The organism is Kineococcus terrestris, assembly GCF_041020755.1.
In the GTDB taxonomy this organism is placed as follows: domain Bacteria; phylum Actinomycetota; class Actinomycetes; order Actinomycetales; family Kineococcaceae; genus Kineococcus; species Kineococcus terrestris.
Window position 1 is genome coordinate 41,888 of sequence record NZ_JBEUEI010000025.1, and the last position, 13,477, is coordinate 55,364.

11 protein-coding genes are annotated in these 13,477 nt (G+C 76.7%); 5 read left to right on the forward strand and 6 right to left on the reverse strand.

The genetic code is table 11. The features are described 5' to 3' along the window. Positions 1 to 204 precede the first annotated feature (204 nt). Positions 205 to 1,149 (forward strand): hypothetical protein, encoded by a 945-nt coding sequence (locus AB8M62_RS14865; RefSeq protein WP_369070063.1) that lies wholly within the window; start codon positions 205 to 207, stop codon positions 1,147 to 1,149. A gap of 26 nt (positions 1,150 to 1,175) precedes the next feature. Here AB8M62_RS14865 and AB8M62_RS14870 read toward each other — a convergent pair whose 3' ends face one another. Continuing rightward, entirely contained in the window at positions 1,176 to 1,610 is a 435-nt protein-coding gene (locus AB8M62_RS14870; protein WP_369055852.1) for a chemotaxis protein CheW, read from the reverse strand. Between the two features lies 1 nt (position 1,611). Further along, positions 1,612 to 3,990: a chemotaxis protein CheA gene (locus tag AB8M62_RS14875; protein WP_369070064.1), complete on the reverse strand. Its 2,379-nt coding sequence runs from the start codon at positions 3,988 to 3,990 to the stop codon at positions 1,612 to 1,614. A 139-nt stretch (positions 3,991 to 4,129) separates the two neighbouring features. On the opposite strand from AB8M62_RS14875, the gene AB8M62_RS14880 reads away from it, so the two are divergent. Continuing rightward, positions 4,130 to 4,705, forward strand: coding sequence for a hypothetical protein (locus AB8M62_RS14880; protein WP_369070066.1), 576 nt, complete (start codon positions 4,130 to 4,132; stop codon positions 4,703 to 4,705). A gap of 201 nt (positions 4,706 to 4,906) precedes the next feature. Here AB8M62_RS14880 and AB8M62_RS14885 read toward each other — a convergent pair whose 3' ends face one another. The 4 genes from AB8M62_RS14885 to AB8M62_RS14900 form a co-directional block, all read right to left on the reverse strand. Further along, a complete protein-coding gene (locus AB8M62_RS14885; RefSeq protein ID WP_369055855.1) occupies positions 4,907 to 5,536 on the reverse strand; it encodes a GTP-binding protein in 630 nt (209 codons plus the stop codon). Next, positions 5,517 to 5,924 (reverse strand): DUF742 domain-containing protein, encoded by a 408-nt coding sequence (locus tag AB8M62_RS14890; protein WP_369055856.1) that lies wholly within the window; start codon positions 5,922 to 5,924, stop codon positions 5,517 to 5,519. The genes AB8M62_RS14885 and AB8M62_RS14890 overlap by 20 nt, the downstream gene beginning before the upstream one ends. 7 nt (positions 5,925 to 5,931) lie before the next feature. Next, positions 5,932 to 6,378 carry a roadblock/LC7 domain-containing protein gene (locus AB8M62_RS14895; RefSeq protein ID WP_369055857.1) on the reverse strand — a complete coding sequence of 149 codons (447 nt, stop codon included), beginning with the start codon at positions 6,376 to 6,378 and terminating at the stop codon, positions 5,932 to 5,934. Positions 6,379 to 6,525: 147 nt separating this feature from the next. Next, a complete protein-coding gene (locus AB8M62_RS14900) occupies positions 6,526 to 9,762 on the reverse strand; it encodes a sensor histidine kinase (RefSeq protein WP_369070067.1) in 3,237 nt (1,078 codons plus the stop codon). Positions 9,763 to 9,959: 197 nt separating this feature from the next. Between AB8M62_RS14900 and mobA the strand changes: the two genes are divergently transcribed. From mobA to AB8M62_RS14915, 3 genes are read left to right on the forward strand one after another with little or no spacing between them, the layout of a single operon-like run. Continuing rightward, positions 9,960 to 10,649 (forward strand): molybdenum cofactor guanylyltransferase, encoded by a 690-nt coding sequence (gene mobA, locus AB8M62_RS14905; protein ID WP_369070068.1) that lies wholly within the window; start codon positions 9,960 to 9,962, stop codon positions 10,647 to 10,649. Positions 10,650 to 10,658: 9 nt separating this feature from the next. Then, on the forward strand, positions 10,659 to 11,657 hold the full coding sequence (locus AB8M62_RS14910; RefSeq protein ID WP_369070069.1) for an NAD(P)H-quinone oxidoreductase: 999 nt from the start codon (positions 10,659 to 10,661) through the stop codon (positions 11,655 to 11,657). Continuing rightward, positions 11,654 to 13,408: a glycoside hydrolase family 15 protein gene (locus AB8M62_RS14915; RefSeq protein ID WP_369070070.1), complete on the forward strand. Its 1,755-nt coding sequence runs from the start codon at positions 11,654 to 11,656 to the stop codon at positions 13,406 to 13,408. The genes AB8M62_RS14910 and AB8M62_RS14915 overlap by 4 nt, the downstream gene beginning before the upstream one ends. Positions 13,409 to 13,477 lie beyond the last annotated feature (69 nt).

The following is a 13,477-nucleotide window of genomic DNA, read 5'->3' on the forward strand; positions in this document are numbered from 1 at the left end:
GCGCCGTCGTCGGTGCGGCGTCGCGACCACCCTCGCACCGCGCGGTGCGGGCGACCAGGCACGGCCGTGCCGCGTCACCCGGGAGGAGGCACGCACGACCACCGGCGGCGCACCGCGAGCGCCCGCGCTGCGCCGGACGGGTGAGCGCGCCCGGGTCCGGCCGTCCACCACGCGCGCGGCCGTCACCGGCCGTAGCGTCGGGGGGTGGCGGGAGAACGGGCGCGCGCGGGCGGTCGCACCGGTCGGGAGCGCGGGGACGAGCACGCGGACGAGCGCGAGGACGAGCACGGGGGCGGCGGTGGTGCGGCCGGCGCGGACCCCGGCGCGCGCACGTGGGTGCCGTGGGTCCTGTGCGCGGCGTCGCTGGGCACGCTGCTGGTGCTGGGCGAGGCCGCGCACTCGGTGCTCAGCGGCGAGGTGGACGAGCAGCTGCTCGGCATCCCCTCCGGGGACCTGCTGACGGCCGCGCAGAGCGAGAGCCTCGACACGGCCCGGATCGGCGCGCTGTGGTCGGCGGTCGACGGCGCCCCGGGGCTGCTGGTGAGCGTGCTGGGGCTGGCCGCGGTCGCGGCGGCCGGGACCGCGCGCCGTCCCGGCTGGCTGGTGCCGTCGGCGTCGGCGCGCTGGGCGGCGGGCGGGCTGGCCGCCGCCACCGCCGTGGCCGCCGCCGCGTGGTGCTCGGTGGGCCTGCGGCTGGCGGTGGCGACCCTGGACGAGGAGGGCTTCTGGTACTGGGGCCGCCCCGGGCCGGGCGTGTGGACGGTCGCGGCGGTGCCCGCGGGCGTGGCGCTCCTGGCCGCCGTGGTCGCGGGCGCGCTGCTGCGGCCGGGACCCGCACCGGCCGCGCAGGAGGCGGGGACCCGGGACGCGGGGGACGCGGACGGCGCGGCGGGCGACGGGGAGGACGCTCCGGGACCGGGCGCCGCGGACGCTCCAGCGGCCGCCGCCGACGTCCCCGCCAGCGGCGCGGCACCCGGTGGCGGCACGGGCGGCGTCGGCTCCGGGCTCCTCCGAGCCGGGGCGAACGGGACGAACGGGACGGAGGTCGCCGGCCACGCGCCCCCGCGCACCGCTGCCGGGTCGGCGAGGTCACCGCTGGGCGACCTGCCCAAGGGCGACCCGTCCCTGTACCGCCGCCCCGCCTCCTGACGGTCCCCCGGCCCCGCCCCGTCCCGTCAGGCGGCGGCGCCCTCCAGCTCGAGGGCCTTGTCGACGTCCAGGACGAGCAGCAGCGCGTCGTCGAGCTTGTAGGCGCCGCGGATGAGCTCGCGGATCGGCCCGGACAGCGTGTCCGGCGGCGGCTCGAACGTCGCGTCGGCGGCCTCGATGACCCCGCCGATGGAGTCGACGAGCAGGCTCCAGACCTCCTCGGCGGCGCGGACGACGACGTTCATCGCGACCTTGCCCTCCTCGCGGTCGGGCAGCCACAGGCGGCGGCGCAGGTCCAGGGCGGTGACGACCTGGCCGCGCAGGTTGATGAGGCCGGCGACGGCGTGCGGGGCCAGCGGGGCGGGGGTGCGGGGCTGCTCGGTGAGCACCTCCTGCACCCGGCGCACCTCGACGCCGAACAGGTGGCCCGCCAGGTGGAACGTCGCGTACTGCGTGGACATCTCAGGCTCCCAGTCGGGTCGAGGCGGCGGCGAGCTCGCGCTGGGCCTGCTCGCTGAAGAAGTTCGGGTCCGCGGCGAGGATGGCCGCGCGGACGTCGAGGAGCTCGGTGACGCGGTCGCGGATGACCGCGGAACCCACCAGGCCGGTGTCGTCGATGTCGCTGTGGGCGTCCTGGCCGGAGACGATGTCGACGATCTCGTCGACGACGATGGCGACGCTGCGCCCGCGCGCCGAGTACACGACGCCCGGCAGGGCGTCCAGGTCGCCGCCGCCCGGGCCGCCGCGGAAACCGCCGCCGAGGTGGTTGGCGAGGCGGACCAGCGGCAGGATCTCGCCGCGGTAGCGGACGACCTCGCGGCGCCCGACGCGCTCGATGGAGGCGGTCTTGAACTCCTCCAGGCGGGTGACGACGTCCAGCGGGATCGCCACGCGGCGGTCGTCGCCGAGGCCGACGACGAGCAGGCGCTGGCCCTCGGCGGTGGCGGAGGTCGCGGTGGCGGTCTCGGCGGCCGCGTGCTCGACGCCGTCGGCGCGCATGGTGCGCCGCGCCAGGGACTGCACGTCGAGGATGAGGGAGACGCGCCCGTCGCCGAGGATGGTGGCGCCGGCGTAGCTGCCGATGGCCTTCAGCACGCCGGACAGCGGCTTGACGACGATCTCCTCGGTGTCCAGGACGCGGTCGACCACGAGGCCGAAGCGGCGGCCGTCGCACTCCAGGACGGCGATGACGAGGCTGGTGGGCAGTTCCTCGCCGGCGGGGCGCTTGAGCTCCAGCGCCTCCTCCAGGCGCACCAGCGGCAGCAGCGCGCCGCGCAGGCGGTACACCTTGGCGCCGCCGACGTCCTCGATGGCGTTGGCCATGCGCTCGGTGTCGAGGCTGACCAGCTCCAGCAGGTTCACCTGCGGCATGGCGTAGCGCTGGCCGGCGCACTCGACCGTCAGGGCGGGGACGATCGCCAGGGTCAGCGGGATCCGCAGCCGCCAGATGGTGCCCTGGCCGGGGGTGGACTCGACGTCGACGGAACCGCCGATGCGCTCGATGTTCGTCTTGACGACGTCCATGCCGACGCCGCGGCCGGAGACGTTGGTGACCTTCGCGGCGGTGGAGAAACCGGGCAGGAACAGGAACTGCAGGACGTCGTTGGTGGTGAGGGTCTCCAGCTTCGCCTGGGTGACCAGGCCCTTGGAGACGGCCTTGGCGCCGATGACGGCGGGGTCGATGCCCTTGCCGTCGTCGCGGACCTCGACGAGGACCTGCCCGCCCTCGTGGGCGGCGCGCAGGCGCAGGGTGCCGACCTCGCGCTTGCCGGCGGCGAGGCGGACCTCGGGCGGCTCGATGCCGTGGTCGACGGCGTTGCGGACGATGTGGGTCAGCGGGTCCTTGACGGCCTCGAGGAGGGTGCGGTCGAGCTCGGTCTCCTTGCCCTCCATCTCCAGCTGGATCTTGCGGCCGAGCATGTTGCCGAGGTCGCGCACGACGCGGGGCAGCTTGGACCACAGGTGCTCGATGGGCTGCATGCGGGTGCGCATGACGCCCTCCTGCATCTCGCTGGCGACGAGGTTCAGGCGGTGGCAGGCGCGGGTGAGGTCCTCGTCGCGCAGGGCGCTGGCGCGCTGCAGGATCTGGTTGCGGGCCAGGACGAGCTCGCCGGCCTGGCGGACCAGGGACTCCAGCAGCTCCACGTCGACGCGGACGGTGGCGTCGCTGGCGGCCACGCGCTCGCCGCCGGCGGCGGGGGCCGCGGGCGCGGGAGCCGCGGCGGCGGGGGCGGCGGCGACGGGGGCGGCCTCGACGACGGGCTCGGCGACGGGCTCGACGACGGGCTCGGGCTCGGCGACGGGCTCGGGCTCCACGAGCTCGGGCTCGGGGACGACCTCGGGCTCCGGCTCGGGCGCCACCTCGGCGACGGGCGCGGCGACGTGCGCGGCGGCGGGCGCGGGCTCGTCGACCACCTCGGCGCCGGCGGGGGCGGCGGCGGGCAGGACGGGCTCCTCGCCGTCGAGGACGGCGCGGATGGCGGCGACGACGTCGTCGACCTCGACGGTGTCCTCGGTGCCGCGCTCCTCGATGGAGGCCAGCAGCGCGCGGATGGTGTCGACCATGCGCAGCAGCACGTCGGTCGTCACGGGCGTCATGACGAGCTGGCCGTCGCGCAGGCGCGCCAGGAGGTTCTCGCCGACGTGCGCGACGGACTCCAGGCGCCCGAAGGCGAGGAAGCCGCTGGTGCCCTTGATGGTGTGGATGGTGCGGAACACGCTGGCCAGCAGCTCGCGCGAGCCCGGCTGCTGCTCCAGCGCGACCAGGTCGGAGTCCAGCTGGTCCAGGTTCTCGTAGCTCTCGACGAGGAACTCCTGGACGATCTCGTCCATGCCGTCCACGGATGCTCCTGATCTCGCGTCGTGCGGCCACCGGCACCGGCGGCCCCGGGGGGTCGAGGTCTCCATCGGCAGCGGCGCCGCCGGGCTGAAGCCCCGCCCCGGGGTGCGGGGGCGCCGGTGCGCGGGTAGGCAGGGAGGCATGAGCGGGAAGTCCGCGGAGGACTACGGCGAGGACTACACGGAGCCCGAGCTGCGCGAGCGGCTCAAGGAGGAGATCAAGGCCGGCGACAGGGGCGGGAAGCCGGGCCGGTGGAGCGCGCGCAAGAGCCAGCTCCTCGCGCACGAGTACGAGGCCGCCGGCGGCGGGTACCGCCACCCCGGCGAGCGCAGCGGGTCCCAGGAGCACCTGCAGCGCTGGACGGAGCAGGACTGGCGCACCGCCGACGGCTCGGCCGACGCCCGCGACGACGGCGGCGGTGGGACGAAGCGGTACCTGCCCGACGCGGCGTGGGAGCTGCTCGACGAGGACGAGAAGCGGGCCACCGACACCCGCAAGCGCTCGGGGAAGGAGCAGCACGTCGCCAACACCGGCGCCGCGCAGCACGCCCGCGCGGCCGCGGAGCTGATCGACCTGACCGCCGCCGAGGCCGCGAAGGCGGTGCGCGGCATGGACGACGCCGACGCGCTGGAGCGCGCGGAGAAGGCCGAGCGCGAGCTCGGGAAGGGCCGCAAGACCGTCCTGGAGGCGATCGAGGCGCAGCGCGCGAAGCTGTGACCGCCCGACTGCCTGACCGCCCCTCCCCCTCCTGTCGTCCTCTCTGCCCGGCCGTCCCTTCCGTGATCTTGCAGGGTTTCCCAGCGAGATCACGGAGGGGTGGGGAGCACCCGGGCCCGGACGCGCGCGAGGCCGGCGCCCCGGTGGGGCGCCGGCCTCGGCGGTGCTGCGCGGGCGCGACCCGCGCTCCTGTCCGCGCGCTCAGGCGGCGTTGAGGCGGGCGAGCGCCGTCTGCACGAGCGTGATGAGGCTGTGCTTGGTGGCGGCCTTGCTGCGCGCGTCGGTGTAGACGAGCGGGGTGTCGGCCGGCACGGCGAGGGCCTCGCGGACGGCCTCCAGGTCGTGCTGGGCGACGCCGTCGAAGCAGTTCACGGCGACGACGAACGGGATGCCGCGGGACTCGAAGTAGTCCACGGCGGGGAAGCACTGGTCGAGGCGGTCGGTGTCGACGAGGACGACGGCGCCGATGGCGCCCTTGACCAGGTCGTCCCACATGAACAGGAACCGGTCCTGCCCGGGGGTGCCGAACAGGTACAGCCACAGGTTGCCCGGCAGCGCGATGCGGCCGAAGTCCATGGCCACGGTCGTGGACGTCTTGCGGTCGGAGTTCTGCCCGGCGTCGTCGACGCCGACGGAGTGCTCCGTCATCGCGGCCTCGGTGCGCAGCGGCTCGATGTCGGAGATCGACCCGATGAAGGTCGTCTTGCCGACGGCGAACCCGCCGGCCACGACGATCTTGACGACGGTGGGGGGCGCGGTGGGCTCCGGAGCGCTTCCCGCGGGCGCACCGGCTCCGGCGGGAGTGCTCACGTCAGAGCGAGGAAATGCCATTGAGAACACTCTCCAGGACGCTGATGGTGGTCGCGGGTTGGCCGGTGGTGGCGGGCGCGACGCCGTGGACGCGGACCTTCCCGGCCTGGGACAGGTCGCTGACCACGACGCGCACGACACCGACGGGCAGGTGGACGTGGGCGGACAGCTCGGCGATGGACAGGTAGGAGGTCTTCGTCAGCTCGAGGATGGTGCGACGCTCGGGCGTCATCCCGACCTCGGGCGCGGCGACGGCCTCGACGAGGGCCTCGACGGGCAGGACGTCCGTCGTGGGGCGGGTCCGCCCGCCCGTCACGGTGTACGGGCGGACGGTGAACTCGGCGACGTCGTCGTGCTCGTCGTCGGACCACAGGTCGGCGCCGCCCCCCGGGTTGCCAGGGGAAGTCACGGTCGCGTCACCACCTCGCCGCGACCGGCGCCGAGGTGGGCAGGTTCGCCCGCATCTCGGACACCAGCTGCGGCGTGAGGACGGCCTCGCAGCGCTGGACCAGCATGGCCATCTCGTAGCCGATGAGGCCGACGTCGCAGCCGGCCTCGGCGGCCACCGCGAACACGGAGCCGTCGGAGATGTTGACGAGGAAGAAGAACGCCTCGTCCATCTCGATGATGGCCTGGCGCACCTCGCCGGAGTCGAGCTGGCGGGCGGCGCCGCGCGAGAGGCTGGACACGCCGGACACGATCGCGGCGAGCTGGTCGCCGGCCTCGCGGTCGAGCTTGTCCGACATGGCCATGAGCAGGCCGTCGGCGGAGACGACCACGGTGTGCTGGACGCCGGGGACGTTCTTGACGAAGTTGTCGAGGAGCCAGCTGAAGTCGGCTGCCTCGGTGCTGAGCGCGGTCACAGTGGGGTTCCTCTTCTCGGGCGGGCCGGCGCGGTCGCGGCGGTGTCCATCGGGTCGTGGGATCGGTGGGTGCGGGGGTCTGTCCCCCGGCCGGGCGGCCGGGGCGTCGGGGCGGGCGCCACGTGTGCCACGTGCGCGCCCGCGGTCTCAGGCGTCCTCACCGGCGGTCCCGGCGGGGTCCTGGGAGCCGTCCGGCGCGGTGCCGTCGGCGGTCTCGGCCTGACGGCCGCGCGAGACGCCGGCCTGGAAGCCGGACAGCATCGAGCGGACGTCGGCGGGGGCCCGGCGCTGGCGCGCGGCGGCCGTGCGGGCCGGCGCGGGCTTGGCGGCCGCGGCGGTCGCCCCGGCCTGCCGGCGCACCAGCGGCTGGGAACCGCTGGCCATCGACGGGTTGAAGGAGGCGCCCTCGGTGAGGGCGGACAGCGCCTCCGCGGCCAGCGAGGAGCGCTGGCGCAGGGCCTCGCCGCCGACGCGGGTGGCGGCCTCGGCCGGGGCGGCCTCGGCCCGGGGGCTCCGGGCCGGCAGGGCCGGCACCGGGGCGGCCGCGGGGGCCTCCGGAGCCGCCGCGGCAGGTGCCTCGGCGACGGGGGCGACGGGGGCGACGGGGGCGACCGGCGCGTCCTCGGGGGTGCGGGCGGCCGGGACGTGAGCGGGCTGGGCCTGCTCGGTCCGCGGGGTCAGGGGCGCCAGCGGCTCGAGCGGCGCGAACGCCTCCGGGGCGGCCGCCCGGACGGGGGCCTCCTGCGGGGCCTCGACCGGGGCCTCGGCGGGGGCCTCGACCGGAGCCTCGACGGCCTCGACCGCCTTCTCGGTCCCGGCCGCCTCGACGGCCTTCTCGCCCTTGTCGGAACCCTTGCGGCGCGACGTCCAGAACGCCTCGGCGGCGGTCTTGGGCGGGGTCGCGGTCTCGCGCACCTGGCGCTGCTTGCGGCCGGCCTTGGGCAGGATGTCCTGCGCCGGGGCCAGCGCCGCGGGCGCGGACGGCTTGCGCTCGCGCTTGGGCATGGCGGCGGCCGCGTCGGCCTGCACCACCGGCACCACCGGGGGCTGCCAGGAGCCGCCCGCCGGGGCCGCCGGGGCGGCCGGGGCCGGAGCCGCCGGAGCCGCGGGAGCCGGTGCGGCGGAGGCCTCGGCCGGAGCGGCCGGGGCCGCGCCGGCGGACCTGCGGCGCGCGGGCAGGGAGCGACCGGGCAGCTTGGCCGTCGGCTGGGCCGCGACCACGTCGGAACCGGCGGCGGCCTCGGCGGCGGAGCGCTGCAGCGTCTGCGACAGCGCGCTGCCGACCCCGTCGGCCGCGAGCGGGTTCGCGACGATGCTCGACGGGCCCGCGGGGGGCGTGGTGGTCGGGGCGCTCGCCGCGGCGTCCGGCAGCGCGCTGGGCAGCGCGTCGGGCAGGGCACTGGGCAGGGCGCTGGGCAGCGCGTCGGGCAGCGCGCTCGGCAGGGCGGAGGGCGCCGCGCCGTCCGGCGCCGCGTCGAGGGCCGCCAGCTCGGGCTGGCCGGCGTTGACGCTGCCGGGCGTGAACAGGGACGCGCCGAGCAGCAGCGTCACCGTGGTGCCGCCGCCCTCGCCCGCGTCGATGCGCACGTCGAGGTCGAGGCGGGCGGCCAGGCGGCCCACCACGTAGAAGCCCAGGCGCTGCGCGCCGACGAACTCGCTGGCGCGGCCGCCGGAGATCCGCTGGTGGGCGGACTCGACCTCCTCGGCGCTCATGCCGAGGCCGGAGTCGCGGATGGCGACCTCGACGCCGCGGTCGGTCTCGGTCGTCGTGACGACGACGCGCGAACCGGGGTCGGAGAAGTTCGTCGCGTTCTCCAGCAGTTCCGCCAGCAGGTGCGACAGCGACAGGGCCAGGTGGCCGACGACGGGCGGGTCCACCTGCAGCGACAGGTCGACGCGGTCGTAGTGCTCGATCTCGCCGGCGGCGGTGCGCACCACGTCGGACAGCGGCAGCGGGCGGCGCAGGCGGCGGCCGGTGTTGATGCCGGCCAGCACGAGCAGCGACTCGGCGTTGCGCCGCATCCGGGTGGCGAGGTGGTCGAGGGTGAACAGGTCCTCGAGGGTGTCCGGGTTCTCCTCGGTGCGCTCCAGCTGGTCCAGGAAGGTCAGCTGGCGCGACAGCAGCGCCTGGTCGCGGCGGGCGACGTTGACGAACATCTCGGCGATGGAGGCGCGCAGGGCGGCCTGCTCGCCGGCGATGCGGAACGTGGTCTCGTTGAGGTCGTTGATGACGACCTTGAGCTGGCCGATCTCGTCGTCGGAGGTGACGGGGATGGGCGTGAACTCCACGCCCGGGCCCTCGCCGGGGGTCTGCATGCGCTCGACCATGCGGGGCAGCTCGTCGCGCACGCGGGTGGCGGCCTCGGCCAGGTCGCGCAGGCGGGAGCCGATGCCGCGGCCCAGGCCGCGGGCGAACAGGGCGGTGGCGGCGACGATCGCGAGGCTGATGAGGCCGATGACGACGCTGAGGGTGGTGGCCGCGGCGGCCGCCTCGTCGGCGTCGTTCGTGACGTCCTGGGCGATGGTGGTGGCCGCGCCGCGGTGGATGTCGATGACGTCGCCGGAGTACTGCAGCCACTGCTCGGGGTCGACGTTCGGCGTGGCGAAGGAGGAGGCGAACAGGTTGCGGTCCGGGGTCACCCACGCGTTGGCGGCGGTGGCCTCGGGGGACTTCAGGGCCTCGTCGAGGACGACGGTGCTGTCGTCGTCGAGGCGGGCGCGGGCCTGGCGCTCGAAGTACTCCTGCTCGCCGATGGCGGTGGTGCGCACCTGGGAGACGGCGGCGCTGCCGGCGCCGCGCGCGGCGATCCAGCCGGCGGCCTGCTCGGTGGCCAGGGCGTCGACCCCGTCGACCAGGTAGCCGAAACCGGCGACCTGGGAACCCAGCTCGCGGTCGGTGGCGGACTCGGCGACGGCGGCGGTCAGCGCGACGTAGGCGTCGGTGAAGGTGCCGTAGGTGTTCAGCGCGTCCAGCGGGGTGGTGAAGTTCTTGTCGACGGCGGTGCGGACCTCGGTCAGGCCGCGGGTGCGGACCTCGTCGACGGCGGCCCAGGCGTCGGCGACGGCGCCCTCCTGGGACCCCAGGTCGGCCTCGGCCAGCGCGGCGAAGGCCTCGGCGCCGGCGGCGTCGGTGGCGGCGCGGGCCTCGGCGAGCGCCTGGACGGCCTGCTCGCCGCCGCCGACGAGGACCTGGACGCTGCGCAGGCGCTCGGTGCGGACGTGGTCCAGCAGCACGTCGACCTGCGGGGCGGAGGCCGCGAAGGCCGCGACGCGGCGGGCGTCGGCGCCGTCGGCGGACACGCGGACGTTCACCGCGGCCGAGGCGAGGAGCAGCAGCACCAGCGGCACCGTGACGAGGGCCGTCAACTTGGCCCTGATGCTCAAGTTCCGCAGCATGTCAACCTTCCGTACGGTCGGTGGGCGGTGAGTGGTCCCACCGTGGTCGAGCAGACTCCGGGGTGATCGGCACCGGGAGGCGGAACCCTGAGGGGTCGGGGGTCACGTCCTCCGTTCGGGCTCTCCGCGACCGGCGTGTCGGGTGGACGGCGGGCGCCGCGGCGCTCCCGGGATCGGGGGGACCGGTGGGGGACGGGACGGCGGCCGTGGTCGTGGCCGGGGGTGCCGGGTCGCGGTTCACCGCAGCGGGCGGGGCGGGCGACAAGCTGGACGCCGACGTCGGCGGCCGCCCGGTCCTGCACGAGCTGCTGCGGGCCCTGGTCGGCGCGGGGCCGGGACGGGTCGTGCTCGTGGGTCCCGCGCGCGACCTGCCGGCGCCCCTGGCGGCCCGGGTGGAGCGGGTGCGCGAGGACCCGCCGGGCGGTGGGCCGCTGGCGGCGCTCGCGGCGGGGCTGCGGCACCTGGCGGCCACGGGGGCCGGGCGCGGGTGCGCGGTCGCGCTGCTGGCCGGGGACCAGCCGTTCGCGGCGCCGGCGCTGCCCCGGCTGCTGGGCGCCCTGGGACCGGCGACCGCCGCGGTGGGCGTGGACCCCTCCGGGCGCCGGCAGCCGCTGCTGGCGGCCGTGCGGCTGGGCGCGGCGCTGGACGCGCTGGCGGGGGGCGCGGTCGACGGGCGTCCCGTGCGCGAGCTGTACGCACGGCTGGAGGGGCGGTTCCCGGGGGCGGTGGCCCAGGTGCCCGTCAGCGAGCGCGAGCGCCTGGACGTGGACGTGCCCGCGGACCTCGCGGCCGCGCGGGAGGCGGCGCGGGAGGCCGCGCGGGGGACGCCGGCACAGGGTCCGCGCCCGGGGGCGGGCCGGGGGCGCCCGACGTAGTGTCGCGGGGTGCGAGCCGTGATCGTCGAAACCCCCGGCGGCCCCGAGGTCCTGCGCGCGGCCGAGCTGCCCGACCCGGTGCCCGGCCCCGGCGAGGTGGTCGTCGACGTGGCCGCGGCGGGCGTCAACCGCGCGGACCTCATGCAGCGCGAGGGCCGCTACCCGCCGCCGCCGGGCGCGCCGGAGCACCCGGGGCTGGAGGTGTCCGGCTGGGTGTCGGCGCTCGGCGGGGGCGTCAGCGGCTGGACCGTCGGCGAGCCGGTGTGCGCGCTGCTGGCCGGCGGCGGGTACGCCGAGCGGGTCGCCGTCCCCGCCGGTCAGCTGCTGCCGGCGCCGGCGGGGGTGGACCTGGTGGACGCGGCGGCGCTGCCGGAGACGGCGTGCACGGTGTGGAGCAACGTGCACGTGCTCGCGGGCCTGCGCCCGGGCGAGCTGCTGCTCGTGCACGGCGGGTCCAGCGGGATCGGCACCACCGCCGTGCAGCTGGCCCGCGCGGTGGGCGCGCGGGTGGCGGTGACGGCCGGGTCGGCGGACAAGCTGGCGCGCTGCGCCGAGCTGGGCGCGGAGGTCCTCGTGAACTACCGCGAGGAGGACTTCGTGGAGCGGGTGCGGGCGGCCGGCGGCGCGGACGTCGTCCTGGACGTCGTGGGCGCGCCCTACCTGGCGCGCAACGTGGAGGCGCTGGCCACGGGCGGGCGGCTGGTCGTCATCGGCCTGCAGGGCGGGCGCAGCGCCGAGCTGGACCTGGGGACGCTGCTGGCCAAGCGCGCCTCCGTGCACGCCACCTCGCTGCGCGGGCGGCCGCTGGAGGAGAAGGCCGCGGTGGTCGCCAGCGTGCGCGACCACGTGTGGCCGCTCGTGGCCGACGGGGCGGTGCGCCCCGTGGTGCACGCGCGGTTCGCCCTGGAGGAGGCCGCCGACGCGCACCGCGTGCTGGAGGAGTCCTCGCACGTGGGCAAGGTGCTGCTGACGACCGGGCTGACCGGGCCGATCGAGCCGCGCGCGTGACGCCGGACGAGCTGTCCGCCGCGTTCCCCCCGCAGGTGCTGCGCGACTACGCGCTGGTCGCCGACGGCGCGCGCGGGGCGGTCGTCGGCCCGCGCGGGGCGATGGTGTGGATGTGCGCGCCGCACTGGCACGACGACGCCGTGTTCTCCTCGCTGCTGGGCGGGCGCGGGCTGTTCGCGGTCTCCCCCACCCACCCGTACGTGTGGGGCGGCTGGTACGAGCCGGCGACGCTGGTGTTCCGGCACCGCTGGACCAGCCGCGGCGACGGGACGGTGGAGTGCCGCGACGCGATGGCGATGCCGAGCGACCCGTCGCGCGCGGTGGTGCTGCGGCAGGTGGTGGCCGCCGAGGGCGACGCGGAGGTGCGCGTGGTCCTGGACCTGCGCGCCCGCTTCGGGACGCGGTCGCTGCGGCAGCTGCACCGCGACGACGAGGGCCGCTGGACCGCCCGCACGGGCGACCTGCACGTGCGCCTGTCCGGCCTGCCGGACGCGGCGGTCAGCGAGGACGGCGTGCTCGTGCAGGAGCTGCGGGTGCCGGCCGGGGAGCACCACGACCTGGTGCTGGAGGTCGGCACCGGCGCACCGGGCGACCCGGTGGACCCCGCGCACGCGTGGGCCTCGACGGTGCACACGTGGCGCTCGGCCGTGCCGGAGATCGCGAACTCCGTCGCACCGACGGAGGCGCAGCACTCCTACGCCGTGATCCGCGGCCTGACCTCCGACGCGGGCGGCATGGTGGCGGCGGCCACGACGTCGCTGCCCGAGCACGCCCAGAAGGGCCGCAGCTACGACTACCGCTACGCCTGGATCCGCGACCAGTGCTACGCCGGGATCGCGATGGCCGCCTGCGGGGGGCCGTACCCGCTGTTCGACACCCTCGTGGCGTTCGTGGTGCAGCGGGTCCTGGAGGACGGGCCGCGCCTGGTGCCCGCGTACACGGTGACGGGGCGCCCGGTGCCGGAGGAGCGGTCCACGGGGCTGCCCGGCTACCCGGGCGGCTGGGACGTCGTCGGCAACCACGTGCGCGGGCAGTTCCAGCTCGACGCGTTCGGGGAGGTGCTGCAGCTGCTGGCGGCCGCCGAGGGCGCGGGCCGGCTGGACGCCGACGGCTGGCGGGCGGTCGGCGTGGCGGTCGCGGCGATCGAGCAGCGCTGGGACGAGCCGGACGCGGGGATCTGGGAGATCCACGACGACTGGTGGGCGCACTCGCGCCTGGAGTGCGTGGCGGGTCTGCGCTCGATCGCGCAGGTGACGGCCCCCGGTGAGGCCGCGCGGTTCTCGGCGCTGGCCGACCGGATCCTCGCGGAGACCTCGCGGCGGTGCCTGCACGCCGACGAGGGCCGCTGGCAGCGCAGCCCGACCCAGCCGGGCGTGGACGCCGCGCTGCTGCGCCCGGCGCTGCACGGGGCGCTGCCCGTGGACGACCCGCGGTCGGTGGCGACGCTGGCCGCGGTGCGCCGCGACCTCGTCGAGGACCACCACGTGTACCGCTACTCCCCCGACTCGATGCCGCTGGGCTCGACCGAGGGGGCGTTCCTGCTGTGCGGGTTCCTGCTCGCCGAGGCGCTGCACGCGCGCGGCGAGGAGGTCGAGGCGTTCCGGTTCTTCGAGCGCAACCGCGCGGCGTGCGGGCCGGCGGCGCTGCTGAGCGAGGAGTGGGACGTGCAGCAGCGCCAGCTGCGCGGGAACCTCCCGCAGGCCTTCGTGCACGCGGCGCTGCTGTCCAGCTCCGTGCGCCTGGGGTCCTGACTCCCCGCTGCCCCTGCCCCCTCCCGCCGTGATCATGGATGGGTGCACCTTCACCCATCCATGATCACG